Origin of the sequence: Streptomyces sp. TG1A-60, assembly GCF_037201975.1 — a bacterium.
Taxonomy (GTDB): Bacteria; Actinomycetota; Actinomycetes; order Streptomycetales; family Streptomycetaceae; genus Streptomyces.
On the sequence record NZ_CP147520.1, the window covers coordinates 2,302,582 to 2,328,437 of the forward strand.

Consider the following 25,856-nt stretch of genomic DNA (forward strand, 5'->3'; position numbering starts at 1 on the left):
CCGTCCGCTCAGCCCCGCAGGGTCTCCTCCAGCTTCCGTGCCACGGACGCCGCCTCGTCGCCCGGCAGCGGTGCGCCCTTCGACCCGGTGACGTAGAACGCGTCCACGGCGTTGGCGCCCAGCGTCGACACATGCGCGCTGCGCACCCGAACCCCGGCCTCCTCCAGGGCGCGCCCGATCCGGTGCAGGAGGCCGGGGGCGTCCTGGGCGCGCACCTCGATGACCGTGGCGTGCCGGGAGGCAGCCGCGGCCACGGTGACCCGTGGCGGAGGCGCGACGACGCCGCGGCGCCGGGGATAGGCCGCGTCGCGCTCGGCGAGCCGCCCGGCGATGTCCAGCGAGCCGTCCAGGGCCCGTACGAGGTCGGAGCGGAGCCGGGCCGCCTGGGGCAGCGAGCCGTACTCGGCGGCGACCCGCCAGTTCAGCAGCAGGACGGAGCCCTCCACGTCCGGCAGGTCGAGCGCCCGCAGTTCGGCCGTGCGCACGGTGAGCCGGTGCATGGCGAGGATGCCGGCGACGGCGGGCACGACGCCCTCCTGATCGGGTACGGCGATGAGGAGTTCCACACCGAGCGGCTCGGGGTCGGCCTTCTCCTCCTTCTCCTCGGCGTCGGCGGTCGCGCCGTCGGGCTGTGCGCGCAGCGACAGCACCGGCCCGCCCGTGCGGAACGCCTCGATGGCGAGTCGTTCCTGCTCGGCGCTGGGGTCGCCGGGCTCGGGCTCCTCGGGGGCGTCCCCGGCGAACACCGCCTCGACCCGCTTGACCAGCTCGGAGACGAGCGAGGCCCGCCATGACGACCAGGCGGCGGGCCCGGTGGCGAGAGCGTCCGACTCGGTGAGCGCGTGCAGCAGTTCGAGTGTGCCCGGCGATCCGACGGCGTCGGCCACGGACCGGACGGTGGCCGGATCCTCCAGGTCACGCCGGGTGGCGGTGTCGACGAGCAGCAGATGATGCCGTACCAGCGTGGAGAGCACCGCCACGTCCTCGCGGTCGAAGCCGATGCGGGCCGCCACGTCCTTGGCGATGATCTCGCCGGCGACGGAGTGGTCGCCGGGCCAGCCCTTGCCGATGTCGTGCAGCAGCGCGGCGACGAGGAGGAGGTCGGGGCGGTGGACCCGGCGGGTCAGTTCGGAGGCGCGGACGGCGGTCTCGATGAGGTGCCGGTCGACGGTCCAGATGTGCACGGCGTTGCGCTGCGGCCGGCAGCGGACCCGCTCCCAGTCGGGGAGCAGGTGCGTGATGAGGCCTTCGGCCTCCAGCGCCTCCCAGACGTCCACGGTCGGGCGCCCCGAACCCAGCAGGGTGACGAGCTGCTCGCGCGCCTCTGCGGGCCAGGGCGTCGGCATCGGCCGGGCGGCAGCGGCGAGGCGTCGTACGGCGTGGAGGGAGAGCGGCAGTCCGGCCTGGGCGGCAGCGGCGGCGGCGCGCAGCGGCAGCACGGGGTCCCGGTCGGGCTTGGCGGCCCGCGCGAGCACGACCTCCCCGTCCTGCTCGACGACGCCCTCGGCGAGCGGCGACCGCTCGGCGACCGGCTTGCCGCCACCGAGCGCTCTCCCGTCGCCCACCACCGCCCTTCTGAGGAAGTCGCTCCTGTCCCCTACCAATTTGCGCAGCCGGGGCCGCACGGCGCGCGAGCGCAGTACGCGCCCCACTTCACGCCAGGTCACGTCACTGGCGTAGGAGATGACCCGCGCGGCCTCGTACACCTGGCGCAGCAGGGTGTCGGCGTCCAGCAGTCCCAGCTCGGCGGCGACCTGGTCCTGTTCCTGGAGCGCGAGCCGGTCGGTGGCGCGCCCGGTGGTGAGGTGCAGCGCGTCCCGTACGTCGAGCAGGCTGCGGCGGGCGTCGGCGAGTCCTTCACGCGGGGCGTCGGCGAGCCAGGAGGCGGCGACGGCCCGGAGCATGGTGGCGTCGCGCAGTCCGCCTCGCGCCTCCTTGAGGTCGGGTTCCAGGAGGTACTGCAGCTCCCCCTGCCGTTCGGCCCGCTCGGCGCACAGCTCCTGGAGTTCCGGGAGGCGTTTGGGCGCCTGGTTGCGCCAGTCGGCGAGGACGGCCGTGCGCAGCCCGGCGGTCAGTCCCGGGTCACCGGCGATGTGCCGGGCGTCCAGCAGCCCCAGCTGTACCTTGAGGTCTTCGCCGGCTGTCTTGCGGGCCTCGGCGGGGGTGCGTACGGAGTGGTCGAGGGCCAGTCCCAGATCCCAGACGGGGTACCAGATGCGGTCGGCCAGCGTGGCCACCGCCTCCTGGTCGGACCCGTCGTGCAGGAGCAGCAGATCGAGGTCGCTGCGGGGCGAGAGTTCGCCGCGCCCGTATCCCCCGACGGCGACGAGCGAGACTCCGTGCGGTTCGCATGCGCCCGCGGCGAACAGTCCCCCGAGCCAGTCGTCGGTCAGCTCGGCCAGGGCGGTACGGCGCGGCGGCCCGGACCGCGCCTCCTCCTGGAGGAGGCGCAGCCGGGCCGCCGCGTAGCCGCTGGGTCCCGAGTCCTCTGCATCCGTGCGTACGTCCGTACCCGTCACCCAGTGACTCCTGTTCTTCTGTTCGATCAGAGCGCGTCCGGGCCGCGCTCGCCGGTCCGGACCCGAACGGCCGTCTCGACCGGGAGGGACCAGACCTTGCCGTCACCGATCTTGCCGGTGCGGGCGGCCTTGACGATGACGTCGATCAACTGCTCGGCGTCGTCGTCCTCCGCCAGTACCTCGATCCGGATCTTGGGAACCAGGTCGACCGTGTACTCGGCGCCGCGGTACACCTCGGTGTGTCCCCGCTGCCGACCGTAGCCGCTCGCCTCGGTGACCGTCAGACCATGGACCCCGAAGGCCTGGAGGGCTTCCTTGATCTCGTCGAGCCTGTGCGGCTTGACGACTGCGGTGATCAGCTTCATGCCTCGACCTTCTTGCTCTGAGGGGCAGCGACGCTGCTCGCGCTGGCGGAGATGTGCGAACCGGCGGCCGAGCTGAAGTCGTACGCGGTCTCGGCGTGGGCCGCCTGGTCGATACCGGCGACCTCGTCCTCCTCGGAGGCGCGGAAGCCGATCGTCTTCTGGATGACGAAGGCGATGATGTAGGTGAGGACGAAGGTGTAGCCCATCACCGAGAAGGCACCGGTGGCCTGCTTGCCGAACTGGCTCCAGCCTGCGCCCTCCATGGCCAGGAAGCCGACCATGAGGGTACCGATGACACCGCCGACGAGGTGGACGCCGACGACGTCGAGGGAGTCGTCGTAGCCGAGCTTGTACTTGAGGCTGACGGCCCAGGAGCAGACCGCACCGGCGACGACACCGATGAGCATGGCGCCGAAGGCGTTGACGTGACCACCGGACGGGGTGATCGCGACGAGACCGGCGACGGCACCCGAGCAGGCACCGAGCGTCGTGAAGGCGCCGTGGCGGATGCGCTCGTAGATCAGCCAGCCCATCACGGCGGCCCCGGTCGCGATCTGGGTGTTGATGGCCATCTGGGCGGTGGTGCCGTCGACGCCGAGCTCGGAGCCGGCGTTGAAGCCGAACCAGCCGAACCACAGCAGCGCGGTGCCGAGCAGGACCATCGGCATGTTGTGCGGCCGCATCGGGTCCCTCTTGAATCCGACCCTCTTGCCCACGACAAGGACGGCCGCGAGTGCGCCGACACCTGCGTTGATGTGAACGGCGGTACCACCCGCGAAGTCGATGACGCCCATCTCGAAGAGCCATCCGCCGGTCGCCCAGACCCAGTGGGCGATCGGGAAGTACACCACGGTGACCCAGATCCCGATGAAGATCATCCAGGAACTGAACTTGACACGGTCGGCGAGCGCACCACTCATGAGAGCGGCCGTGATCACGGCGAACAGCATCTGGAAGAGGGCGAACGCGAAGACCGAGATCTGCTCGTCCGCGAAGTTCGCCATCGTGCTGTCGGCGTTGATGCCCTTCAGCCCGATCGCGTCCAGATTGCCGATGAAGCCGCCGATGTCACCACTGAAGGCCAGCGAGTACCCGTAGAGCACCCACAGGATGGTGACGATGCCCAACGAGATGAAGGACATCATCAGCATGTTCAACACGCTCTTGGCGCGGACCATGCCGCCGTAGAAGAGCGCCAGCCCGGGCGTCATCAACATGACGAGCGCCGCACTGATCAATACGAATCCGGTATCTGTGCCGTTCAATGCCGGTATCTCCTCGTGGTCGGAACGGCCCGTGCGGATGCTGAAGCTTGGGGAGCTATGGGGAGGGCCGACTGTGCTCAGGAGACTGACGCAGCCCGGTTTCACAGGGAGTTTGGAAATGTTTCCCGCACGTGACGAAGGTCCCCGTCACGTTACAGACAAGTGAAACGTGAATCTGGGAGGAGCCATCCCGTGTGGGGCCCAGCCTCTGCGGGCCTCTCGGCGGATAACGGTTTCGTATCCGATGGAACTTCCGGTGGGACGTCCGGAACGGACCGGCCACGGCAGACCATCCGATGACCTGGCATGGGGGAGCCGAGTCGGGCAGTCGGGATGGCCGGCCGCGGCCGGAGTCGATGGGCCCTTGGGGTGCGGCGGGCCGGGCCGGGGTCAGACCGCTTCGGCGGTTTCTGGGAGGTGGACGGCGAGCTGCTCGGTGAGGTCGACGATCTCGGCGAGGCCGCCGAAATCGCGTACGGCCGTGTCGACGGTCTTGCGGATGCGCGTGTTGACGCGCTCGGAACGCACTTTCTTCGCGGTCGCCATGGCCTGCTTGGCCATGGCCGCCCCCTGCTCGGGTTCGCGCTGGAGCAGGTGCACGGTGGCCATGCCGATCAGGTTCAGCGCGTACGACCGCTGGTGTTCGGTGTCCGTGGCGAAGAGCTCGACCGCCCGGCGCATCACCGGCTCGGCGAGGGACGCGTAGGTGGGGCTGCGGCCGGCGACGTAGGCGAGGTCGCGGTAGGAGTGGGAGTTCTCGCCGTGGAGTTCGGCCTCGTTGAAGAAGCGGATCCAGTCGGGATCGGGGTCGTCCCATTCCTCGGCGTCGGCGAAGACGTCCTCGGCCATCCGGACCGCCCGTTTGCACTTTCCGGGCTGGCCCATGCTGGCGTAGGCGCGGGCCTCCATCGCATACAGCATCGACTGGGTGCGCGGGCTCGCGCAGTCCCGGCTGCCGTACTGGGCGAGATGGATCAGTTCGAGGGCGTCGTCGGGGCGGCCGAGGTGGATCATCTGACGGCTCATGCTGGAGAGGACGTACGAGCCGAGGGGCTTGTCGCCCGCCTCCTTGGCCGCGTGCAGGGCCAGGACGAAGTACTTCTGGGCGGTGGGCTGCAGACCGATGTCGTAGCTCATCCAGCCGGCCAGCTCGGCCAGCTCGGCGGCGACCTTGAACAACCGCCGGGTGGTGGCCTCGGGCTGGGGCTCCTGGAGGAGGTCGGTCACCTCGTGCAGTTGGCCGACCACGGCCTTGCGGCGCAGACCGCCGCCGCACTGGGCGTCCCACTGCCGGAACATCACCGTGGTGGATTCGAGGAGGTCCAGCTCCGGCTGGGAGAGGCGGCCGACGCGGCGGGCGGCGGGCGGCGGCTCGGGCTCCGCGCGCGGGGCGGGGGGCGAGGGGACGAGCCAGCGCTGCATCGGTTCGATGAGGGCCGGACCGGCGGACAGGGCCAGCGAGCTGCCGAGGAAGCCGCGCCGCGCCAGCATCAGGTCGCTGCGCGAGAACTCGCTGATCAGCGCCACGGTCTGCGGGCCCGTCCAGGGCAGGTCGACACCGGAGGCGGAGGGGGACTGGTGGGCGGCACGCAGCCCCAGATCCTCGACGGCGACGACACAGCCGAACCGCTCGGAGAACAGTTCCGACAGGATCCGCGGGATCGGCTCGCGCGGGTTCTCCCCGTCGAGCCAACGCCGTACGCGTGAGGTGTCGGTGGAGATGTGATTGGCCCCGAGCTGACGGGCCCGGCGGTTCACCTGCCGGGCGAGCTCACCCTTGGACCAGCCGCTGCGGACGAACCATGAGCCCAGCAGTTCGTTCGGGCGCTTCTCAGCGTTCGTGCCGCTTCCGCCGTTGCCGCCCACTGGAACGCCCCCATCCCTGAAACCACTTGTGCGCTGTGTGCGCCAAGCCCTACCAGAATGCCGGTTACCACGCCGTACGTCCGACACTTGTCACCCGTCGAACGGAAAGACGACTTGCCTCCGGCATACCCACGAGCGCATACGTCCCCAGGTTCCGTGCACTCAAAGTAATCCTACGATCACCCGTCCGGGCACGGTGATTCCAGAAACGCCACCATTCGCCACCCCTTCGAATGAACTCACGGTCGCCCGTACGCGATTCACTTGACACCTGACGACCGGGAGCGGGCGGAGTGACGCATTCAGGGGCGCGCGACGTCGACCGCACCACCGGCGGTGCCGTAGCACGCCGCCCCGACGGAAACAGAGCGTCGCATTACGACTCCGTCGCGTAACCGTCGGCGAGCTGGACACGTTGGAGGGGGCATGGGCTTCACGATCGGCGGCATCCGGGAGATGCGATCCGGCGCGCGTCGACGCGGCCGTTCCTCTGAATGTACGGCCGTGGCCGAGTTCACCGGCCTCTGCGGGTGGGACGTCGCCCCCGGCGCGCGGGCGGCATCGGGCGCGTGCTCGTGCGGCAGGACCGACTGCTCCGCGCCCGGCGCGCATCCACTCGACTTCGCGCCGCCGGTCCCCGCCGGGGCCACGCTCGACGAGGTGACCGAGGCCTGGGGCGAGTTCCCCGGCGCCGCCGTGATGCTGCCGGTGGGCCGCTCCTTCGACGTGATCGAGGTCGCCGAGTCGGCGGGCCGGCACGCACTCGCCCGGCTTGAGCGCATGGGCCTTCCGCTCGGCCCCGTGACCATCACCCCCGAGGGCCGCGCCCACTTCTTCGTCGCCCCCGGCGCCGCCGCCCAACTGCCCGCGCTGCTCTATCGCATGGGCTGGGACGACCCGTCCGCCCTCGACCTGCGCGGCCTCGGCCCCGGCGCCCACATCACCGCCCCGCCCTCCGACCGCGCCGGCCTCGGCCCGGTCCGCTGGCTCCGCTCCCCCGCCCTCGACTCGGCGACACAGCCCCCGGCCGCGCGATTGCTGCTGGGGACACTGGCGTACGTGGCACACCGGTCGCGGGCCTAGCTAGCCCAGGCCCTCGTACACGCACGCACACGCACACGCACACGCACACAGCGAAGCGCCCGTCCCCGACTGCACCTCCGGGGCGGGCGCTTCTTGTACCATCTATTGCCTCACATGCGAATTTTCGTATGTGGAGGTCACTCGCCGATCAGCGCGTCCACGAACGCCTCCGGCTCGAACGGCGCCAGGTCGTCCGCGCCCTCTCCCAGGCCGATGAGCTTGACGGGTACGCCCAGCTCGCGCTGTACGGCGATGACGATGCCGCCCTTGGCGGTGCCGTCCAGCTTGGTGAGGACGATGCCGGTGATGTTGACGACCTCGGCGAAGACGCGGGCCTGGACGAGGCCGTTCTGACCGGTGGTGGCGTCGAGGACGAGGAGCACCTCGTCGAGCGGCGCGTGCTTCTCGACGACGCGCTTGACCTTGCCGAGTTCGTCCATGAGGCCGGTCTTGGTGTGCAGCCGGCCGGCGGTGTCGATGAGGACGACGTCGGCGCCCTCCTCGATGCCCTCCTTGACGGCGTCGAAGGCGACGGACGCCGGGTCGCCGCCCTCGGGACCGCGCACCGTGCGGGCGCCGACGCGCTCGCCCCAGGTCTGCAGCTGGTCGGCGGCGGCGGCGCGGAAGGTGTCGGCGGCGCCCAGGACGACGTTCTTGCCATCGGCGACGAGGACCCGGGCGAGCTTGCCGGTGGTGGTGGTCTTGCCGGTGCCGTTGACGCCGACGACCATCACGATGCCCGGGGTGTCGAGCGGCGAGTCGGTGTTGACCGCGCGGTCGAACTCCGGGACGAGGATCTTGAGCAGCTCCTCGCGCAGCAGCGCGCGCAGCTCCGCCGGAGTGCGGGTACCGAGGATCTTCACACGCTCGCGCAATTGTTCGACCAGCTCCTGGGTGGGCTGCACGCCGACGTCGGCGGTGAGGAGGGTGTCCTCGATCTCCTCCCAGGTGTCGTCGTCGAGGTGCTCGCGCGAGAGCAGCGTGAGCAGCCCCTTGCCGAGCGCGTTCTGCGAGCGGGAGAGCCGGGCGCGCAGCCGCACCAGACGGCCGGCGGTCGGCTCGGGGACCTCGATCGCGGGGGCGGCCGGCGGCTCCTCGACGGCGACGGGCGCCGTCGCCGTGGCATCCGGGAGGTCCACCTCCTCGATCGTTCTGCGCGGTTGGTCGCGCGGCTCCTCGGCCTCGTCGCCGACGTGCGGCTCGGCCGGTGGTGCGGTGATGTCGGGTGTCGTGGGGGGCGCCCCGGGCAGGGTCTTCGCCTTCTTCTTGCGGCCGCCTACGACGAGCCCGCCCAGCACGCCGAGCACGACCACGGCGATGACTACAGCAAGGATGAGTTCCATAACGGAACCAGTATGCGGGACCGCCCCGCGCCGCGTTCGATCGCCGTACGGGGTTCCGCGCCTCTTCCCCACCTCTGGATACCTGACGAGCCGTCAGCTAACGTCCCCCTCCACAGCCGCCCGAAGGGGGTCCCCATGCCCGTCACGGTCGTCCGTTTCAACCTGGTCGAGCCCGGCGCGACGCCCGCCTCGCTCCGGGCCCGCTACCGGGCCGCCGTCGAGATGGCCGCGTACGCCGATGAGCGGGGCATCTCTGCCGTGCAGACGGAGGAGCACCACGGGGTCGACAACAACTGGTTGCCGTCGCCGTTCGTGTTCGCGGGGGCGGTGTTCGGGGCGACGCGGCGGATCACGGTGACGGTGTCGGCGGTGATCGGTCCGCTGCACGACCCGCTGCGGTTGGCCGAGGACATCGCCGTGCTGGACCTGGTGAGCGGCGGGCGGCTGGTGACCGTCGCCGGGATCGGATACCGGCCGGAGGAGTACGCGCAGTTCGACGTCGACTGGAAGGGGCGCGGAAAACTCCAGGACGAGGTGCTGGAGACGCTGCTCCAGGCATGGACCGGTGAGCGGTTTCACTACCGGGGACGCACGGTCCGGGTCACCCCGCGACCGGGCACCGAGCCGCATCCGCCGCTGCTGGTCGGCGGCTCGTCGAAGGCCGCGGCCCGCAGGGCGGCCCGCCTCGGCCTCCCCTTCTTCCCGAGCGCGCATCTGCCGGAGCTGGAGGCGTACTACAGGGAGCGGCTGGTCGAGTACGGCACCGAGGGCTGGACCATGATGCCCGCCGCCGAGACCCCGTTGCTGCATGTCGCGGAGGATCCGGACCGGGCGTGGGCCGAGTACGGCGGGCACTTCCTGCACGAGGCGCGGACGTACGCCTCCTGGCAGTCGGGCGGCATACGGTCGGCCGTGCGGTCGGGGGCCGCGACGGTGGCGGAGCTGCGCGCGGAGGGCGTGTACCGGATCGTCACGCCGGACGCGTGCGTGGCGCTGGGCCTGGACAACTACGTACTGCATCCGCTGGCGGGCGGGATGCCGGTCGAGGAGGGGTGGCGCGGACTGCGGCTGTTCGCGGAGCGGGTGCTGCCGCGGCTCGACGGCTGACCGTCACGTCCGACCCGGGAGTTCGCCCACGAACCGCCGTCCCGGCCCGCTCGGTGGTCGGGCCGGGACGGCGGAGGGGTACGAGGAGAGGGGCGGCGGGGGCTCGGACCTTCCCCCGGAGGGGTGAAGGCGCGTGGCCGACGGGCTAACCCATCTCTTCCAGCGCCTTGCCCTTCGTCTCCTTCACGAACTTGAGGACGAAGGGGATGGAGAGGGCGGCGAAGACCGTGTAGATCACATACGTCAGGGAGAGGTTCCACTCGGCCAGGGACGGGAAGCTCGCCGTGATGGCCCAGTTGGCGATCCACTGTGCGGAGGCGGCCACGCCCAGGGCGGCGGCACGGAGCCTGTTCGGGAACATCTCGCCGAGCATGACCCAGACGACGACACCCCAGGAGAGGGCGAAGAAGAGGACGAAGACGTGGGCGGCGATCAGGGCGACCCAGCCCTGGGTGGCGGGGAGCCTGCCGTCGACGAGGTCGAAGGAGAAGGCCCAGGCCTCCAGGGCGAGGCCGAGGACCATGCCGACGGAGCCGATGAGGGCGAGCGGCTTGCGGCCGATGCGGTCCACGAAGATCATCGCGATGACGGTGCCGACGATGTTGATGATCGAGGTCGTGAAGGAGTAGAAGAACGACGCGGTCGGGTCGACACCGACGGACTGCCACAGTGTCGCGGAGTAGTAGAACGCCACGTTGATGCCGACGAACTGCTGGAAGACCGACAGGCCGATACCGACCCAGACGATCGGCTTGAAGAGGAAGCTCCCGCCGAGCAGGTCCCTGAAGGTCGAATCGTGCTCGCGGTTCATGGCCGATTCGATCTCGGCGACCCGGGCGTCCGGGTCCACGCCCTCGCCCTCGACCTCGGTGAGCACCTCACGGGCGCGCTCGTTCCTGCCGACGGAGATCAGGAAGCGCGGGGACTCGGGGATGGCGAAGGTGAGCAGACCGTAGAGGACGGCCGGGACGACCATGACGCCGAGCATGATCTGCCAGGCCTCCAGGCCGAGCAGCTCACCGCGCTGGTCGCCCTCGGCGGCGTTCAGGATGCCCCAGTTGACCAGCTGGGAGATGGCGATGCCGATGACGATCGCGGCCTGCTGGAAGGAGCCGAGCCGTCCTCGGTACGCGGGCGGGGCGACTTCGGCGATGTAGGCGGGGCCGATGACGGACGCCATGCCGATGGCGAAGCCGCCGACGACGCGCCAGAACGCGAGGTCGTACAGCGCGAAGGGGAGCGCGGAGCCGACGGCGCTGGCGATGAAGAGTACGGCGGCGATCTGCATGCACCGGATCCGGCCGATGCGGTCGGCGATACGGCCAGCGGTGGCGGCACCGACGGCACAGCCGATCAGGGCGACGGCGATGACCTGGGCCAGGGCCGTGGAACCGATGTCGTAGCGGTCCCGGATGGCTTCGACGGCGCCGTTGATCACGGCGCTGTCGTAGCCGAAGAGGAAGCCGCCCATCGCGGCCGCCGCCGCGATGAAGATCACGTGCGAGAGATGGTCGGGCGGAGCGTCCCGCGCTCCCGCCTTGGATGACTGCGCAGTGCTGGTCACGTCTGTACTCCTCGGACCACCGGCGACGTCGCCGATGTGGGGGAAGCCTTCGATTTGAAGGTAAAAGCAACGACCCAGAGACCATATCTTCAAGTTTCTAAGTCAATAGGGCGTAATCTGACGGTACAGAGGGGCAAAGGGGTGACGCTTCGTTCATTTATTGAAGAAATGGAAACAGCGGCGGCCACCCGGGGCGCGAGGCTGCGACCTATGGGTGACCCGCCGCGTGGGCGCGACAAGCCCCCGCCTACCCGCAGACCAAAACGGCTAACGCAGCCTCTGGCTGATGACCTTCGACACGCCGTCCCCCTGCATGGACACGCCGTACAGCGCGTCGGCGACTTCCATGGTCCGCTTCTGGTGGGTGATCACGATCAGCTGCGACGCCTCCTGCAGCTCCTGCATGATCCGGATCAGCCGCTGCAGGTTGGTGTCGTCGAGCGCCGCCTCGACCTCGTCCATCACATAGAACGGACTGGGCCGAGCCTTGAAGATCGACACGAGCATGGCGACGGCGGTCAGCGACCGCTCGCCGCCGGAGAGCAGTGACAGCCGCTTGACCTTCTTGCCCGGGGGACGGGCCTCGACGTCCACGCCGGTGGTGAGCATGTTGTCGGGGTCGGTCAGGATCAGCCGCCCTTCACCACCGGGGAAGAGCCGACTGAAGACGCCCTCGAACTCCCGCGCGGTGTCCCAGTAGGCCTCGGTGAAGACCTGCTCGACCCGCTCGTCGACCTCCTTCACCACCTGGAGCAGATCGGCACGGGTCTTCTTCAGGTCCTCCAGCTGCTCACTGAGGAACTGGTGCCGCTCCTCCAGCGCGGCGAACTCCTCCAGCGCCAGCGGATTGACCTTGCCCAGCTGCTGGTACGCCCGCTCCGCCGCCCGAAGGCGCTTCTCCTGCTCGGCCCGGTGGAACGTCTTCGGCTGGTTGCGGGGATGCCCCGGATCCTCCGGCAGTTCCTCACCCTCGGCCGGCGGCGAGGGCGGTACGGGCTGGTCGGGCCCGTACTCCGAGATCAGCCCCTCCGGTTCGACACCCAACTCCTCGAGCGCCTTGGCCTCCAGCTGCTCGATCCGCATCCGCTTCTCGGCACCGAGCACCTCGCCCCGGTGGACGGAGTCGGTTAGTTTGTCCAACTCGGCCTTGAGGTCGCGCCCCTCGCCCCGGGCTTGCGCGAGTTCCTGCTCCCGGCGGGCCTTGGCGGCGTCGGCGGCGGTACGTTCCTCCTCCGCGCGGGCGAGGGACACCTCCACGTGGGCGAGCAGTTGCCGGGCGCCGGACGCGACGGCCTCGGCGACGGCCGCCTCGTGTCGCAGCCGCGCCCGGCGCTGTTCGGCCCGCGCCCGCGCCTCGCGCTCGGCGCGGGCCGCCCGGTCGAGCGAGTCCGCGCGCCCCGCGAGCCCCTTGACCCGCTCCTCGTGCGTCCGCACCTGGAGCCGGGCCTCCATCTCCGTCTGCCGCGCGTTGGCCCCGTCCGCCGCGAGCCGATCCCGTACGGAGGTGTCGGGCTCCTCCTCGACCGGCATCTCCTCGGCCACCGCGAGCCGTTCGGCCAGCTCCTCGGCTTCCTGTACTGCTCTGTCGAGCGCCTTCTGGGCCCGCGCGGCGGCAGCCGTGGACCGCTCGGCCTCCCCGGCGGCGCCCCGCGCCTGCCCGGCCAGCCGCCCGAGCTGCTGGGCGACCGTCGACTTCTCCCGCTCGGCCGCCCGGCGCCGCTCCCCCACTCCTCCACGGCCCGGGCCCGTTCCTGACGCAGCTCGACCGCGCTCTGCTGCGCCTCGGTCAACTCCTCGCAGCGGACGGCCAGTTCCTCCAGCTCGGCCGCCGCCTCGTCGACGGACGCCTGCACCTCCAGCAGACTCGGCGCCCCCGCCGAACCGCCGTGCGCGAAGTGCGCCCCGAGCAGATCGCCCTCGGCGGTCACCGCGGTGAGATCGGGACGGGCGTAGACAAGATCCTCGGCGTCTTCGAGGGTGCCCACGACGACGATGCCCCGCAGCAGCAGCCGCACGGAGGGCAGGAGCTCGGCGGGGCCGCGGACGAGGTCGGCGGCGTGGGGATGGCCGTGGGCGCGAGGGGAACCACCATGGACAGGGGAGGCGGGTTCGCCACCGGCGGGGCCCGCCGCGAAGACGCCGGAAGCGCCCGAAGTGCAGGGCTGGGTGGTCTGTGCCTGCCCGGAGTCGTCGTGCGAACCACCGTGGTCAGCGCCGGCCGCTCGGGCGCCCGCAACCGGTCCGTCCCCCGGGTCCTCCGGCGCCGTCGCCAGCAGCAGCGCTGCCCGTCCCGCGTCCTGTTTCCGGAGCAGGCGGATGGCTTCGGCGGCCGAGGCGGGGTTCGTCACCGCGATGGCGTCTGCCGCGGCACCGAAGGCGGCGGCGAGGGCGATCTCGTGGCCCGGGGCGATGGTCAGCAACTGTGCGGCCGGGCCGAGCAGTCCGTTGACGCGGTCCTTCGCGCCGAGCAGGGCGCCCGTGCCGTCCTTGCGGCGCAGGCCCAGTGCGAGGGCTTCGTGCCGGGCCTGGGTGGCGGCGCGACGGCGTTCGGCGACGGTGCTGGTTTCGCGGGCCGCGGTGAGGGCGGACTCGGCCTCGGCCAGGGCGCGTTTGGCCGCTTCGTGCTGTTCGGTCAGTCGGGTGTCGTCGGCGTCGAGGCCGTCGACCTCGGCCTTCAGCGCCTCGTACTCCTCCTGGGCGGCCACGGCGCGTTCCCGCGCCTCGTCACGGGCGGCGGCCAGGCGATCGATCTCGGCCTGGGCGGAGGCCGCGCGGGAGCGGGCGGCGTTGACCTGACCGCCCAGGCGGGCGAGGCTTTCGCGGCGGTCGGCGATGGAGCGGGCGACGTCCTTGAGACGGCGTTCCTCAGCAGTCAGTTCGCGCTCCAGCTCGGCGCGGTGCTCGACCGTGTCCTCCAGGGCGCGCTCGGCCGCCTCCAGGGCCGCTTCGAGTTCGGCCTCCTGTTCGCGGATCCGGACGGCCTCTCGCTCCATGTCCTCGGGGTCGCGGCCACGCCGCTCCTCGGGGGGCGCGGAGGTGGCGCTCTTGATCCGGGCGTCGGCCAGGGAGATCGTGCCGCGCACCCGTTCGGCGAGCTGCGAGAGCGCGTACCAGGTCTCCTGGGCTCGCTGGAGGCGCGGGGTGAGCCGTCGTACCTCGTCCTCCAGCCGCGCCTCCCGGTGCAGCGCCTTCCTCAGCTCGGCCTCGGCGGCCTCCTTGCGCTGCTTCAGCGCGGCTTCGTCGGCGACCTCGGTCCGCAGCGCCGCGTGGAGCCGTACGAGATCGTCGGCCAGCAGTCTCAGCCGCGCGTCCCGCAGATCCGCCTGGATGACGGCGGCCCGGCGGGCGACGGCGGCCTGGCGGCCGAGCGGTTTGAGCTGGCGGCGGAGTTCGTCGGTGAGGTCCTGGACGCGGGCCAGGTTGGCCTGCATGGCGTCCAGTTTCCGCAGGGCCTTCTCCTTGCGCTTGCGGTGTTTGAGGACGCCGGCGGCCTCTTCGATGAAGGCGCGGCGGCCCATGGGGTCGGCGTGCAGGACGGAGTCGAGCTGGCCCTGCCCGACGATGACGTGCATCTCACGGCCGATGCCGGAGTCGGAGAGCAGGTCCTGGATGTCGAGAAGACGGCAGGTGTCACCGTTGATCTGGTACTCGCTGCCGCCGTTGCGGAACATGATCCGCGTGATCGTGACCTCGGCGTACTCGATGGGGAGGGCCCCGTCGGAGTTGTCGATGGTCAGGGACACCTCGGCGCGGCCGAGCGGGGGGCGCCCGGTGGTGCCGGCGAAGATGACGTCCTCCATCTTGCCGCCGCGCAGCGACTTCGCGCCCTGCTCTCCCATGACCCAGCTGAGCGCGTCCACGACGTTCGACTTGCCCGAGCCGTTCGGTCCGACGACACACGTGATGCCCGGCTCGAACCGGAGTGTGGTCGCCGAGGCGAACGATTTGAAACCGCGGAGGGTCAGGGCCTTGAGGTGCACGCCGCCGGACTCTACCTTCCGGCCTTGTCTCACTCCATGAACGAACGGTTTCGCCCATGAACGTGCAGGGCACATCAGACGTTGAAGAGAGTGGGGAAAGCGTGGGGGTGCGGGGGAACGGAACCTCGGGAAAGAAGAAGGGACGCCTCTAGAGAAGGCGTCCCTTGCAGATCTGACAACTTAGCGGTTGATACGGGCAGCCCAACCACTGCTGTCGTAGTACGTGTGGTACGTGCCGCGATGCAGTGATCAGGTGAGCGCAGGCTCCGCCTGGTGTGCGTCGATGCTCTCCATAAGCGAGTCGTGAGAAGCGGCAGCCGTCAGCGCGTCGTTCTCCGCCTGGATGCGTCCGAGCTCGGATTCCAGGTCCTGGACGCGCTGCTGGAGCCGTCGCATCTCGGCGAGGAGTCGCGGGTCGGAGCCGCCGACGTAACCGAGAAGCGCCTTTGCCATGATGGATGGTCCTCCACAATGAGTGACCGACCGAAGCGGTATGGGTCGTGAGGGAATCGCACCCGTGGTGCTTGGCACTGTTGAGTTTTGCTGCCGTACTCCATGCCAAACAGCTAAGGTGCGCGGGGCTTTCAGCGTCTCACCAAAAAGTTTGACGGTCAACACGATCACGCCCCGCATTGGCGGGCAACCCTGTGACGCGCGGCCCTGAGCGGGCGACGCTGCGGCGGCGACAGGGCCTCTCCTGGACGGCGGAGCGAGGGGATCATCCGTTCTTCGGAGCCTGCCATGACAGAACCGTCTTGGCAATCACCTGCACGTTTCTGCTTTGTGCATGCTCCTGGCATATGCCAGCGGCGGCCCTCTCGCCCTCATCCGGCCCGCTTCACAGGCAGGCGTCAGCGGATGGCGAAGCCCGCATAGCCCCCTCGCGGTGTGTCCCAGATCTCGGTGACGCCGTCCACGCGCCCGGGCGTGTCGTCGCCCTGGAGCCAGTCGAGAAGCCCCTGACACGCCTCACGCGGGCCCTCGGCGACCACCTGGACCCGCCCATCGGCCAAATTGAGAGCAAAACCACTCAGCCCGCCGATCTCCAGGGCTCTGGCCCGGGTGAACCAGCGGAAACCCACACCTTGCACCCGTCCACGCACCCAGGCGACCAGCCGTACATCCTCGCTCATGACTGCACGCTAACGGGCCAATACCTCTCGGGCCTCTCACTCCCCTGGCGCCATGCTGTACCGTCCCCACCCAATGAATCTCATATGAAACTCACTCGTTCGTGTGGGGTTCGTGAAGACGGCTATCACAACGTTGACAACCTCCCCAACGTTGACCGCAGGACACCGCAAGGACGAGGAAGGCCAGAACATGGGACGCCACCGACGCTCCGCCGCCGGCCGCGCCACCGGGGTCACCACCACGGGCTTCACCTCCGAAGAGCCCCACTACGGCCCGGAGAACCTGTACGGGTTCGCCGCAGTCCTGGAGGCCGACGCCCAGACCGCATCGCGCGCCGGTGGTTCGCGCCGCCGCAAGAAGAAGGCCGCGACGTCCGTGAAGACCGGTCTGCTCGGTGTGTCCGCCGCCGTCGCCCTCGGCACCGTCGCGGTGGCCACCGGGGTGCTGCCGGGCGGCGACAAGTACACGGTCAGCGGGGGCAACAGCACCGAGACGGTGGTACCGACCGGCTCGCCGACGGGTGCGGCGGACCAGCAGGGCGGCACGGACGGCGCCGCGCAGGAGCAGCGCGAGGACGAGTCCACCAGCCGCGACGCCGAGCGCGAAACCTCCCCGTCGACCAGCCCCTCCCCCGCTGAGACCCCGTCGGAGAAGCCCACCGAAGAGGCGGACAGGGGTTCCGGCTCCAAGAAGCCCACGACGCCGAGCGCCAGGCCCACGGAGGAGAAGAAGACCCCTCCCCCGGTGGAGATCTCCACGGAGACCCAGGCCGAGGCCGCGGTCCTCCAGTTGGTCAACGAGGAGCGGGCCAAGGCGGGCTGTGACCCGGTGGCGGCCAACAGCGACCTGGCCGAGCTGGCCGAGGTCTTCAGCAAGGACATGGCCGCCCGCGGCTTCTTCGACCACACCGACCCCGACGGCCAGGACCCGTGGGACCGCGCCGCCATCCTCGGGATCACCGGCCTCGGCGGCGAGAACATCGCCCGCGGCCAGGCCAACGCCGAGGCGGTCATGGAAGCCTGGATGAACAGCCCCGGCCACAAGGCGAACATCCTGAACTGCGACTTCAAGACCCTCGGTGTCGGTGTCCACATGGGCGACGGCGGCCCGTGGTGGACGCAGGACTTCGGCTACTAGACAGCGTTCCATCCCGGCGCCGGGCAGCGCCCCCGGGGAGGCTAACCAGAAGTTAGTGCAACCTTCTGGTTAGCGCTGCGTCGGAGTATCCTCAACGTATGGAATCAGCCGCGCAGACCGCCGTGACGCCCGCGCAGGCTTCCGCGGACGCGGACGCCGTGGCCTTCGACGCCTTGGCCTTCAACGTGTTCGCCAGGAACTGTCCCTCGCGGGGCACCCTGGAGCACGTCACGGGCCGCTGGGGCGTGCTCACGATGGGAGCGCTGTACGAGGGCTCGCTCCGCTTCAACGAGCTGCGCCGCCGCGTCGACGGCGTCAGCGAGAAGATGCTCTCCCAGACCCTGCACGCCCTGGAGCGCGACGGCCTGGTGCACCGGGAGGCCCAGCCCACCAACCCGCCCCGTGTCGACTACACGCTCACCCCGCTCGGCCGCGAAATCTCCGAGCGTGTGCTGTCCCTCATCATCTGCGTGGAGGGCCGCATGGAGGACGTGCTCAGCGCGCGCGAGCGTTACGACGAGGCACGCGGCGCCCGCTGACACCGCGGGCAGAAGTAGCTGGATCGGTTCATCCACGGCCGTCGGCGCATGGGGGTGGCACAGCGCCGGCAGGGCAGTCCCTCCCTGCCGTACGCGTCGAGCGAGCGGTCGAAGTACCCCGACTCGCCGTTGACGTCGACGTACAGGCTGTCGAAGCTCGTGCCGCCCACCGAGAGGGCCGCGTTCATCACGTCCCTTACGTGGCCCAGGAGTTCGGTGGTCCGGGGGCGTGTGAAACCGGCGGTCGGGCGCTCGTAGTGGATGCGCGAGCGCCAAAGCGCCTCGTCCGCGTAGATGTTGCCGACGCCGCTGATCAACGACTGGTCGAGCAGGGCCCGTTTGACGGTCGTACGCTTCCGCCGCAGCGCCTGGTGGAAGGCCTCCGCGTCGAACAGCGGGTCGAGGGGGTCGCGTGCGATGTGCGCGATGACGTCCGGCAGGCCCTCGGGGGTGGTGTCGTGCAACGACAGGCCGCCGAAGGTGCGTTGGTCGACGAAGCGGAGTTCGGTGCGCAGGGCGTCCGCGAAGCGGACGCGGATTCTGAGGTGCTTCTCGTCGGCCGAGTCATGCGGCTGCACCAAGAGCTGGCCGCTCATTCCGAGGTGGGCCAGGACGGCGATGCCGGTGTCCTCGACGGGCAGCCACAGGTACTTGCCGCGCCGGCTCGGCTCACGGATGCGGTGACCCTTGAGGCGGTGCGCGAAGTCCTCGGGTCCGGCCAGGTGTCTGCGGATCGCCCGGGGGTGCAGCACCTCGACGTCGGCGACGGCCCGGTGCGCCACCCACCGCTCCAGGCCCCGTCGTACGACCTCGACTTCGGGAAGTTCGGGCACGGGGTCCTCCGGGGGCGGGAGCCTGAGAGTTCGGGGGGATGTCGTGTGCCGACCGCGGGGGATGTGAGGGGTGTCTGGTAGCACAGCTCCCCGCGCTCCCTGCAGGCCAGGGGGCACCCGACGTGCTTCTCAAGGGGCGCGGGGAGCTGCGCGAGCCACCGAAGACAACCCGCACACCGCCAAGCACCCCGGACACTCGCATGAGACCAGCGCGCGGGGATCCGGGGCGGCGGCCCCCGGAGGGGCCGGCCGACGGTCAGACCGAAGCCGCGTCCGGCTCGGCGTCGGGCGGCGTCTCGGCCACTGCGGCTGGCGCTGCCTTCGCCCGTTCGTCCGCCGCCGCGCGGATGGCGCGCCAGGCGGACTCGGCCGCCTGCTGCTCCGCTTCCTTCTTGCTGCGGCCGGTGCCGGTGCCGTACGAGACGCCTCCGACGCGGGCAGCAGCGGTGAAGATCTTCTCGTGGTCGGGGCCGGTCTCCGTGACCAGGTACTCGGGCACACCGAGCCCCTCGGTCGCGGTGAGCTCCTGGAGGCTGGTCTTCCAGTCCAGGCCGGCTCCGAGATTCGAGGACTTCTCGATCAGCGGGTCGAACAGGCGGTGCACCAGCTCCGCCGCCGAGTCCAGCCCCTGGTCGAGATAGACCGCACCGATCACCGCTTCCAGCGTGTCGGCGAGGATGGACGCCTTGTCCCGCCCGCCTGTGCCCTCTTCACCCCGGCCGAGCCGGATGAAGGAGCCGAGGTCGAGCCCGCGGCCCACCTCCGCCAGCGCACGAGAATTGACCACCGCGGCCCGCAGCTTGGCCAGCTGGCCCTCGGGCAGGTCGGGGTGGGTGCGGTACAGCGTGTCCGTGACCACGAGGCCGAGCACGGAGTCCCCGAGGAACTCCAGGCGCTCGTTGGTGGGCAGGCCGCCGTTCTCGTACGCGTACGAACGGTGGGTCAGCGCGCGCACCAGAAGGGCGGACTCGAGCTGGTACCCGAGCCGCCCTTCCAGAAGCGTGTGGGACGAGGCTGTGTTCTCCGCCGGGCCGCCTCCGCTCACGCGAAGGGAATGCTTCTTGGCGTCATCCGCCTTCTTAGGGCTGGACACAGTGCCTCTCACCAGCCGCTCAGACCTCGAGGACCTGGCGCTTGTTGTAGGTGCCGCAAGACGGGCACGCGATGTGCTGCTGCTTGGGCTCGTGGCAGCGCTCGCACGCAACCAGGGTGGGGACCGCAGCCTTCCACTGCGACCGGCGGTGGCGCGTGTTGCTGCGCGACATCTTCCGCTTCGGAACAGCCACGGCTACTTCTCCTGCTTCTCGTCGACGCCCGGTTCGGCGCCGCTCATCTCGTCCTTCTCGCCATCTTCGAGTGAACCGGCGAGTCCCTGCAGTGCCGCCCAACGGATGTCGACGGCGTCATGGTGGTGGTCCGGGGCGTCAGTGAGCCGCTCTCCGCACTCGGAGCACAGGCCCAGACAGTCGTCCTGGCACACCGGCTGCATAGGCAGTGCGAGCACCACCGCGTCACGCAGCACGGGTTCGAGGCCGAACAGGCCGTCCTCGATGAAGAGCCTGTCCTCGTCATCCTCGGCGTCGTCGGCCGGCTCCGCCTTGGGGCGGCCCCGGTCGTCGGCGTCAGGGTACGAGAACATCTCCTGGAAGTCCGCTTCGAGCTCCAGCTCCAGCGGCTCCAGACACCTTACGCACTCCCCCTCGGCCTGTGCACGGGCGGTGCCTGTGACGAGCACCCCTTCCATGACCGACTCCAGACGGAGTTCGAGCTCCACCGGGGCGCCTTCCGGCACTCCGATGACCCCCTTGATGCCGAGATCCTTGGGAGCGTCGACCGAACGCGTCAGGCGCTGCAGCGCACCGGGCCGCCGGCCCAGCTCGTGCGTGTCGAACACGAGGGGGTCGCGGTGGTCGAGGCGGGCGTTCAGAGCCATTTCTGCTTTCGGTGTCGCGGAACTCGGCGGAGGGCGCCGTCCTCGATGTCCGGACAGCGCTCGATCGCGGGCGTCTTCTGCGGACAGCATGAACGTACGCGCGACCGAAGAGCCAGGATACTGGACCTTTCTCTCTCGGCCCAATCCGCTGTCAGCGGCCCTGCTCGTAGCGGCGCAGCTGCTCCGCGGTGATCATGGTGGTGTCGAAGAGGCTGGTCTCGTCGAGCGCGTTCGCCTGCGGCTGCGCGTACCCCTGATGCCCTTGCTGGGCCTGGTGACCTTGCTGGGCCTGGTGACCTTGCTGGGCCTGGTGACCCTGGTTCGGGTCGTATGCCGGCTGCTGCGGGTAGCCGGCCGCGTACGGGTCGGCCTGCTGGTACCCGTAGGGGTCGGCGGCCTGCTGGGGCTGGGTGTACTGCTGCCGGTAGCCGCCGTAGGGGTCCTGTTGGAACGCCGTCGCCTGGTACGCGTCCTGCTGCTGCCCGTACGACTGCTGGTCGGGCACCGGCCGGGACTGCTGGGCGGGGGTGTCCGAGAGGGCGGCGAGGTCGGCGAGGTAGTCGGCGTCGCTGGTGGGCTGAGGGGAGGTGCCGTCGTCGTTCAGGGCGAGGGCACCGAGGTCGTCGGTGGCGATGCGGCCATGGAGCTTCTGCCGGCCCCGGCCGACAGCGTCCAGGGTCTTGGCGAGGACCGCCTCGAAGGCGCCGAGCTTGGCGTCCACGTAGGCGTCGGCGTCGCGGCGCAGGGTCTCGGGGTCGTGGCTGCGCTCGGGGGCGTCGTCGTCCTCGTAGCCCTGCTCGTCGAGGCCGGGGCCGGTGCCGAGGAGCTTCTCGCGGCCTCGGCCGACGGAGCCGAGGGTCTTGGTGAGGACGACCTCGAAGTTGGCGAGCTTGGAGTCGACGTAGTCGTCGGCCTCGGCGCGGACTTCCTCGGCCTCCTGGCGGGCCTCGGTGAGGATGCGGTCGGCCTCGTTCTGGGAGCGGCGGGCGACCTCGGTGTCGGAGATCAGGGAGCCGCGCTCGGCGTGCGCGTTCTCGATGATGCGCTCGGCCTCCAGGCGGGCCCGCTCGACCATGTGCTCACGGTCGCCGATCAGCTCCCGCGCCTGGGCGAGGGAGTCGGGCAGGGCCGCGCGCACCTCTTCGAGCAGGGAGAGCAGTTCGGCGCGGTTGACCACGCACGAGGCCGACATGGGCATGGATCGGGCGCCGGAGACCACCGAGACGATCTCGTCGAGCTTCTTCTGCACGTCCACCGTGTGGTCCACCGTGTGCTCGCCACTCTCTACAGGTGTGTTGGAGACGGTCGGGTCGACTGTAGTCCCAACGGTCCGGTGCTCGGGGGTGCGGCACCGTCAGTCCTTGCGGAGGCGCTCGCCCAGGGCCTCCAGGACGAGCGGGGGCACCAGGTGGGAGACGTCGCCGCCCCAGGTCGCGACCTCCTTGACCAGGGAGGACGACAGGAAGCTGTAGGTGGGGTTGGTGGGGACGAAGAGGGTCTCCACCCCCGAGAGGCCGATGTTCATCTGCGCCATCTGCAGCTCGTAGTCGAAGTCGCTGACCGCGCGCAGACCCTTGACGATGGCCGGGATGTCGCGCTGCTTGCAGAAGTCGACGAGCAGGCCGTGGAAGGCCTCCACGCGGACGTTGGCGTACTCGGTGGTGACCTGGCGGATCAGGTCGATCCGCTCCTCGACCTCGAAGAGGCCCTTCTTCGACTTGTTGATCATCACCGCGACGTAGACCTCGTCGTACAGCTTGGAGGCGCGGCCAATGATGTCGAGGTGTCCGTTGGTGATGGGGTCGAACGACCCGGGACAGACGGCACGGCGCACTTGGGATCCCTCGCTCTCCGGTCCGGTCACGATGCGTCTTCGCACGTAAGGGCGGCGCGACCGTACCAAAACGTTCCCTCGCCGTAGCGACGGGCCCTGATCGCTTCGAAACCGGTCGGCCAGCCGAATTCACCGCCTCTGGTGCTGCGCTCCACGGTGACGAGCGCTTCCTCGCCGAGCCAGCCCCCCGTGCGGAGTGTGAGCAGGATCTCGCGAAGATCGTCGTCCGAGGCGGCGTACGGCGGGTCGAGGAAGACGATGTCGTACGGCTCGTCCGGCGGCGGGCCCTGGATGACCTGCTCCGCTCGGCCCGACCTCACCTCGGCGCCGGGGAGGCCGAGTGAGCGGACGTTGTCGCGGATCGTGCGGGCCGCTCGGGCGTCGGCCTCGACGAGGAGGGTGTGGCCGGCGCCCCTGGAGAGGGCCTCCAGGCCTACCGCCCCCGATCCCGCGTACAGGTCGAGCACCCGTTCGCCGTCGAGGGGGCCGCCGAGGAGGGATTCCCAGGTGGACAGGAGGCCCTCGCGTGCGCGGTCGGAGGTCGGCCGGGTGCCGGTCCCCGGCGGCACGGCCAGGCGGCGTCCGCCGGCCGCGCCGGCGATCACGCGGGTCATCTTGGGTCCTTGTTCGAGGGCTTGGTCACGGGTCCAGTCTGGCAGTCGGAGGCGGGGGGGTGTGAGGACCGTGGACCACTGCCGGGTCCGCTGCCCCGGAAGCGGCGCGCCTTCCTCAGCCCTTGTCCAGGTACTGCTCCCTCTCCTCGTCCAGCAGCGCGTCCAGGGCCGTCCTGAGGCCCGGCAGGCGCTTCAGGTCCGGGTCGTCGGCGACGACCCGGACGGCCTCTTCTCTCGCCTCCGCGATGATCTCCTCGTCGTCGATGACGGTGAGCATGCGGAGGCTGGTGCGGGCGCCGGACTGGGCCTGGCCCAGGACATCGCCCTCGCGGCGTTGTTCCAGGTCGATGCGGGAGAGCTCGAAGCCGTCGAGGGTCGAGGCGACGGCGTTGAGGCGCTGACGGGCCGGACTCGCCTCGGGCATGTCGGTGACGAGGAGGCAGAGGCCGGGAGCGGAGCCCCGGCCGACGCGGCCTCGGAGCTGGTGGAGCTGGGAGACGCCGAAGCGGTCGGCGTCCATGATCACCATGGCCGTGGCGTTCGGGACGTTCACTCCGACCTCGATGACCGTCGTCGCGACCAGGACGTGGGTCTCGCCGGCGGCGAAGCGGCGCATGACCGCGTCCTTGTCGTCGGGGTGCATACGGCCGTGCAGGACCTCGACCGCGAGACCTTGAAGGGGGCCCTTGGCCAGTTGGTCGGCGACCTCCAGGACGGCGAGGGGCGGGCGCTTCTCGGCCTCGTCCTCGGGGGACTTGCTGCCGGACTTCTTCGGGTCGTCCTCCTCGTCTCCGATGCGGGGGCAGACGACGTACGCCTGATGTCCGTTGTCGACCTCCTCCCGGACGCGCTCCCAGGTGCGGGCGAGGAAGTGGGGCTTGTCGGCTGCCGGCACGACATGGCTGGCGATGGGTGAGCGGCCGGCGGGGAGTTGGTCGAGGACGGAGGTCTCCAGGTCACCGAAGACGGTCATGGCCACCGTGCGGGGGATGGGGGTGGCCGTCATGACGAGGAGGTGGGGCGGCTGCTTGCCCTTGCCGCGCAGGGCGTCGCGCTGTTCGACGCCGAAGCGGTGCTGTTCGTCCACGACGACCAGACCCAGGTCGTGGAACTGCACCTTGTCCTCGATCAGCGCGTGGGTGCCGATGACGATGCCCGCCTCGCCGGTGACCAGTTCGAGCAGGGCCTGGCGGCGGGCCGCGGCGCCCATCGAGCCGGTGAGCAGCACCACTTTGGTGGCGTGCTCGGCCCCGCCCAGCAGCCCGCCCTCGGCCAGCTCGCCCATCATCTCGGTGACCGACCGGTGGTGCTGCTGGGCGAGCACCTCGGTGGGCGCGAGCATGGCCGCCTGGCCGCCGGCGTCGACCACGGCGAGCATGGCCCGCAGGGCCACCATCGTCTTGCCGGAACCCACTTCCCCCTGGAGCAGCCGGTGCATCGGGTGCTCGGTGGCCAGGTCGTCGAAGATCTCCTTGGAGACCTTCCGCTGGCCGTCGGTGAGGGTGAAGGGGAGGCAGGCGTCGAAGGCGGTGAGGAGGCCGTAGGGGGCGGGTCTGCGGGCTACGGCGGGGAGCTGCGCGTCGGCGTACCGGCGGCGGGCGAGGGCGACCTGGAGGACGAAGGCCTCGTCCCACTTGAGACGGTCGCGGGCGCCCTCGATGTCCGCTTTGGTATGGGGGCGGTGGATCTTCAGGAGGGCTTCGGGGAGCGGGACGAGGCCGCGGCCCGCGCGCAGGGCGTCGGGCAGGGGGTCGGCGGCCTCCTGGGCGCTCGGGAGGACCGTCTGGACGGCTTTGGCGATCTTCCAGGACTCCAGCTTGGCGGTGGCGGGATAGAGGGGGATGAGGGCGCCGGCCCAGGTGTCGACGGTCTCCGTGACATCGTCGCCGCGGAGCAGTTCGTAGGCCGGGTGGGCCAGTTGGAGGCGGCGGTTGAAGACGGAGACCTTGCCGGCGAAGAGGGCGCGGGTGCCAGGGAGGAGCTCCTTGTGGGGTTTGTGCACGCCGTTGCCGAAGAAGACGAGCTGGAGGCGCCCGCTGCCGTCCGTGATGGTCACTTCCAGGCGCTGGCCCTTGCCCCGGGGGGCCTTGGCGGAGGCGAAGGTGTGCAGGCGGGCGTCGGCGACCTGGGCGACCACCGTGACGTGCTCGTCCATGGGCAGGTCGGTGAGGTGGGTGAGCTGGCCACGCTCCTCGTACCGGCGGGGATAGTGGTGCAGCAGGTCCCCGACGGTGTGCAGGCCGAGGTGCTCGGCCATCACCTTGGCGGTGGCGGCGCCGAGCGTGTTCTTGAGCGGTTCTTCGAGCGCGGGCACGAGATCCATTGCACACCACGGCACTGACAATCCCGCACAGGTCCCCGAAATCCGCTGGTCAGACGGGTCGTTCGTGCCGGCACGGGTGCCCGGCAGCGGATGGACCAGCCGCTGCCGGCTGGACCGGCTTCCGCTGGGCGTGCGCCCGACGCGGACCGTCGTGCCGGTGCCGGTACCCCGGCCGCCCGCCCCGGGGAGCGCGGGGCGGCCCGGGACGAGCTGCCCGCCCTTGTCGCCGAGGCCCGGCGGCTCGCCGAGGCGCTGCACCCCGGCTCCGTCGAGGCCTGGGCTGCCGTGGCGTGTGCCGCCGAGGTTGAGGGCACGGAGCTGGACGCCCGGGACCGCGCGGAGATCGTCGACCATGAGGCGATCGGCCTCGGTCCGGAGGGCCGCGCTCTCTTCGAGCGCGCGGCAGAGCCGTACGAG

General features: G+C 70.5%; 20 protein-coding genes and 1 pseudogene. 4 read left to right on the top strand and 17 right to left on the bottom strand.

Annotated features, from left to right (window positions below):
- Nucleotides 1-8 precede the first annotated feature (8 nt).
- The 4 genes from WBG99_RS09265 to WBG99_RS09280 all read right to left on the bottom strand — a co-directional run bounded on the left by WBG99_RS09265 (nt 9) and on the right by WBG99_RS09280 (nt 6,015).
- Nucleotides 9-2,519 (bottom strand): [protein-PII] uridylyltransferase, encoded by a 2,511-nt coding sequence (locus tag WBG99_RS09265; protein WP_338895873.1) that lies wholly within the window; start codon nt 2,517-2,519, stop codon nt 9-11.
- 26 nt (nt 2,520-2,545) lie between these two features.
- Nucleotides 2,546-2,884 (bottom strand): P-II family nitrogen regulator, encoded by a 339-nt coding sequence (locus WBG99_RS09270; protein ID WP_003997576.1) that lies wholly within the window; start codon nt 2,882-2,884, stop codon nt 2,546-2,548.
- A complete protein-coding gene (locus tag WBG99_RS09275) occupies nt 2,881-4,149 on the bottom strand; it encodes an ammonium transporter (protein ID WP_338895874.1) in 1,269 nt (422 codons plus the stop codon). Before WBG99_RS09275 ends, WBG99_RS09270 begins: the two co-directional genes overlap by 4 nt.
- A gap of 390 nt (nt 4,150-4,539) precedes the next feature.
- The gene (locus tag WBG99_RS09280) at nt 4,540-6,015 is read right to left on the bottom strand and encodes a hypothetical protein (RefSeq protein WP_338895875.1); all 1,476 of its coding nucleotides are present in this window, start codon (nt 6,013-6,015) and stop codon (nt 4,540-4,542) included.
- Nucleotides 6,016-6,441: 426 nt separating this feature from the next.
- On the opposite strand from WBG99_RS09280, the gene WBG99_RS09285 reads away from it, so the two are divergent.
- Nucleotides 6,442-7,098: a bifunctional DNA primase/polymerase gene (locus tag WBG99_RS09285; RefSeq protein WP_338895876.1), complete on the top strand. Its 657-nt coding sequence runs from the start codon at nt 6,442-6,444 to the stop codon at nt 7,096-7,098.
- A 137-nt stretch (nt 7,099-7,235) separates the two neighbouring features.
- On the opposite strand, the gene ftsY is transcribed toward WBG99_RS09285, so the two are convergent.
- Nucleotides 7,236-8,441, bottom strand: a complete 1,206-nt coding sequence (gene ftsY / locus WBG99_RS09290) for a signal recognition particle-docking protein FtsY (RefSeq protein ID WP_338895877.1) — start codon at nt 8,439-8,441, stop codon at nt 7,236-7,238.
- A gap of 135 nt (nt 8,442-8,576) precedes the next feature.
- Here ftsY and WBG99_RS09295 point away from each other — a divergent pair, with 135 nt between their 5' ends.
- Complete coding sequence (locus WBG99_RS09295) at nt 8,577-9,548, top strand: LLM class flavin-dependent oxidoreductase (RefSeq protein ID WP_338895878.1); 972 nt, start codon at nt 8,577-8,579, stop codon at nt 9,546-9,548.
- A 145-nt stretch (nt 9,549-9,693) separates the two neighbouring features.
- Here WBG99_RS09295 and WBG99_RS09300 read toward each other — a convergent pair whose 3' ends face one another.
- The 4 genes and pseudogenes from WBG99_RS09300 to WBG99_RS09315 form a co-directional block, all read right to left on the bottom strand.
- On the bottom strand, nt 9,694-11,112 hold the full coding sequence (locus tag WBG99_RS09300) for a sugar porter family MFS transporter (protein ID WP_338895879.1): 1,419 nt from the start codon (nt 11,110-11,112) through the stop codon (nt 9,694-9,696).
- A 267-nt stretch (nt 11,113-11,379) separates the two neighbouring features.
- A pseudogene (locus WBG99_RS09305) lies at nt 11,380-15,092 on the bottom strand (AAA family ATPase).
- 249 nt (nt 15,093-15,341) lie between these two features.
- Nucleotides 15,342-15,545, bottom strand: coding sequence for a hypothetical protein (locus WBG99_RS09310; RefSeq protein WP_338895880.1), 204 nt, complete (start codon nt 15,543-15,545; stop codon nt 15,342-15,344).
- A 398-nt stretch (nt 15,546-15,943) separates the two neighbouring features.
- A complete protein-coding gene (locus WBG99_RS09315) occupies nt 15,944-16,225 on the bottom strand; it encodes an acylphosphatase (protein ID WP_338895881.1) in 282 nt (93 codons plus the stop codon).
- 190 nt (nt 16,226-16,415) lie between these two features.
- On the opposite strand from WBG99_RS09315, the gene WBG99_RS09320 reads away from it, so the two are divergent.
- Together WBG99_RS09320 and WBG99_RS09325 are read left to right on the top strand one after the other, a co-directional pair.
- Nucleotides 16,416-17,363 carry a CAP domain-containing protein gene (locus tag WBG99_RS09320; protein WP_338895882.1) on the top strand — a complete coding sequence of 316 codons (948 nt, stop codon included), beginning with the start codon at nt 16,416-16,418 and terminating at the stop codon, nt 17,361-17,363.
- A gap of 98 nt (nt 17,364-17,461) precedes the next feature.
- Nucleotides 17,462-17,902 (top strand): helix-turn-helix domain-containing protein, encoded by a 441-nt coding sequence (locus WBG99_RS09325; RefSeq protein ID WP_338895883.1) that lies wholly within the window; start codon nt 17,462-17,464, stop codon nt 17,900-17,902.
- On the opposite strand, the gene mutM is transcribed toward WBG99_RS09325, so the two are convergent.
- The 8 genes from mutM to recG form a co-directional block, all read right to left on the bottom strand.
- A complete protein-coding gene (gene mutM, locus WBG99_RS09330; protein ID WP_338895884.1) occupies nt 17,875-18,735 on the bottom strand; it encodes a bifunctional DNA-formamidopyrimidine glycosylase/DNA-(apurinic or apyrimidinic site) lyase in 861 nt (286 codons plus the stop codon). The two genes, WBG99_RS09325 and mutM, sit on opposite strands and share 28 nt — an antisense overlap.
- A gap of 256 nt (nt 18,736-18,991) precedes the next feature.
- Nucleotides 18,992-19,840 (bottom strand): ribonuclease III, encoded by an 849-nt coding sequence (rnc, locus tag WBG99_RS09335; protein WP_338895885.1) that lies wholly within the window; start codon nt 19,838-19,840, stop codon nt 18,992-18,994.
- Nucleotides 19,841-19,847: 7 nt separating this feature from the next.
- Entirely contained in the window at nt 19,848-20,021 is a 174-nt protein-coding gene (gene rpmF / locus WBG99_RS09340) for a 50S ribosomal protein L32 (RefSeq protein ID WP_003951102.1), read from the bottom strand.
- 2 nt (nt 20,022-20,023) lie between these two features.
- Entirely contained in the window at nt 20,024-20,668 is a 645-nt protein-coding gene (locus WBG99_RS09345; RefSeq protein WP_338895886.1) for a YceD family protein, read from the bottom strand.
- A gap of 151 nt (nt 20,669-20,819) precedes the next feature.
- Nucleotides 20,820-21,923, bottom strand: a complete 1,104-nt coding sequence (locus WBG99_RS09350; RefSeq protein ID WP_338900271.1) for a cell division initiation protein — start codon at nt 21,921-21,923, stop codon at nt 20,820-20,822.
- A gap of 99 nt (nt 21,924-22,022) precedes the next feature.
- A complete protein-coding gene (gene coaD / locus WBG99_RS09355) occupies nt 22,023-22,502 on the bottom strand; it encodes a pantetheine-phosphate adenylyltransferase (protein ID WP_338895887.1) in 480 nt (159 codons plus the stop codon).
- A 26-nt stretch (nt 22,503-22,528) separates the two neighbouring features.
- A complete protein-coding gene (rsmD, locus tag WBG99_RS09360) occupies nt 22,529-23,161 on the bottom strand; it encodes a 16S rRNA (guanine(966)-N(2))-methyltransferase RsmD (protein WP_338900272.1) in 633 nt (210 codons plus the stop codon).
- A 70-nt stretch (nt 23,162-23,231) separates the two neighbouring features.
- Nucleotides 23,232-25,439, bottom strand: a complete 2,208-nt coding sequence (gene recG / locus WBG99_RS09365; RefSeq protein WP_338900273.1) for an ATP-dependent DNA helicase RecG — start codon at nt 25,437-25,439, stop codon at nt 23,232-23,234.
- Nucleotides 25,440-25,856 lie beyond the last annotated feature (417 nt).

Excerpts from the sequence above, each read along its gene's own strand:
- WBG99_RS09295 (WP_338895878.1), top strand. The coding sequence starts at position 8,577 with ATGCCCGTCACGGTCGTCCGTTTCAACCTGGTCGAGCCCGGCGCGACG.
- ftsY (WP_338895877.1), bottom strand. The coding sequence starts at position 8,441 with ATGGAACTCATCCTTGCTGTAGTCATCGCCGTGGTCGTGCTCGGCGTG.
- WBG99_RS09345 (WP_338895886.1), bottom strand. The coding sequence starts at position 20,668 with ATGGCTCTGAACGCCCGCCTCGACCACCGCGACCCCCTCGTGTTCGAC.
- WBG99_RS09310 (WP_338895880.1), bottom strand. The coding sequence starts at position 15,545 with ATGGCAAAGGCGCTTCTCGGTTACGTCGGCGGCTCCGACCCGCGACTC.
- WBG99_RS09285 (WP_338895876.1), top strand. The coding sequence starts at position 6,442 with ATGGGCTTCACGATCGGCGGCATCCGGGAGATGCGATCCGGCGCGCGT.
- WBG99_RS09320 (WP_338895882.1), top strand. The coding sequence starts at position 16,416 with ATGGGACGCCACCGACGCTCCGCCGCCGGCCGCGCCACCGGGGTCACC.
- WBG99_RS09325 (WP_338895883.1), top strand. The coding sequence starts at position 17,462 with ATGGAATCAGCCGCGCAGACCGCCGTGACGCCCGCGCAGGCTTCCGCG.
- WBG99_RS09270 (WP_003997576.1), bottom strand. The coding sequence starts at position 2,884 with ATGAAGCTGATCACCGCAGTCGTCAAGCCGCACAGGCTCGACGAGATC.
- recG (WP_338900273.1), bottom strand. The coding sequence starts at position 25,439 with ATGGATCTCGTGCCCGCGCTCGAAGAACCGCTCAAGAACACGCTCGGC.
- WBG99_RS09315 (WP_338895881.1), bottom strand. The coding sequence starts at position 16,225 with ATGAGCGAGGATGTACGGCTGGTCGCCTGGGTGCGTGGACGGGTGCAA.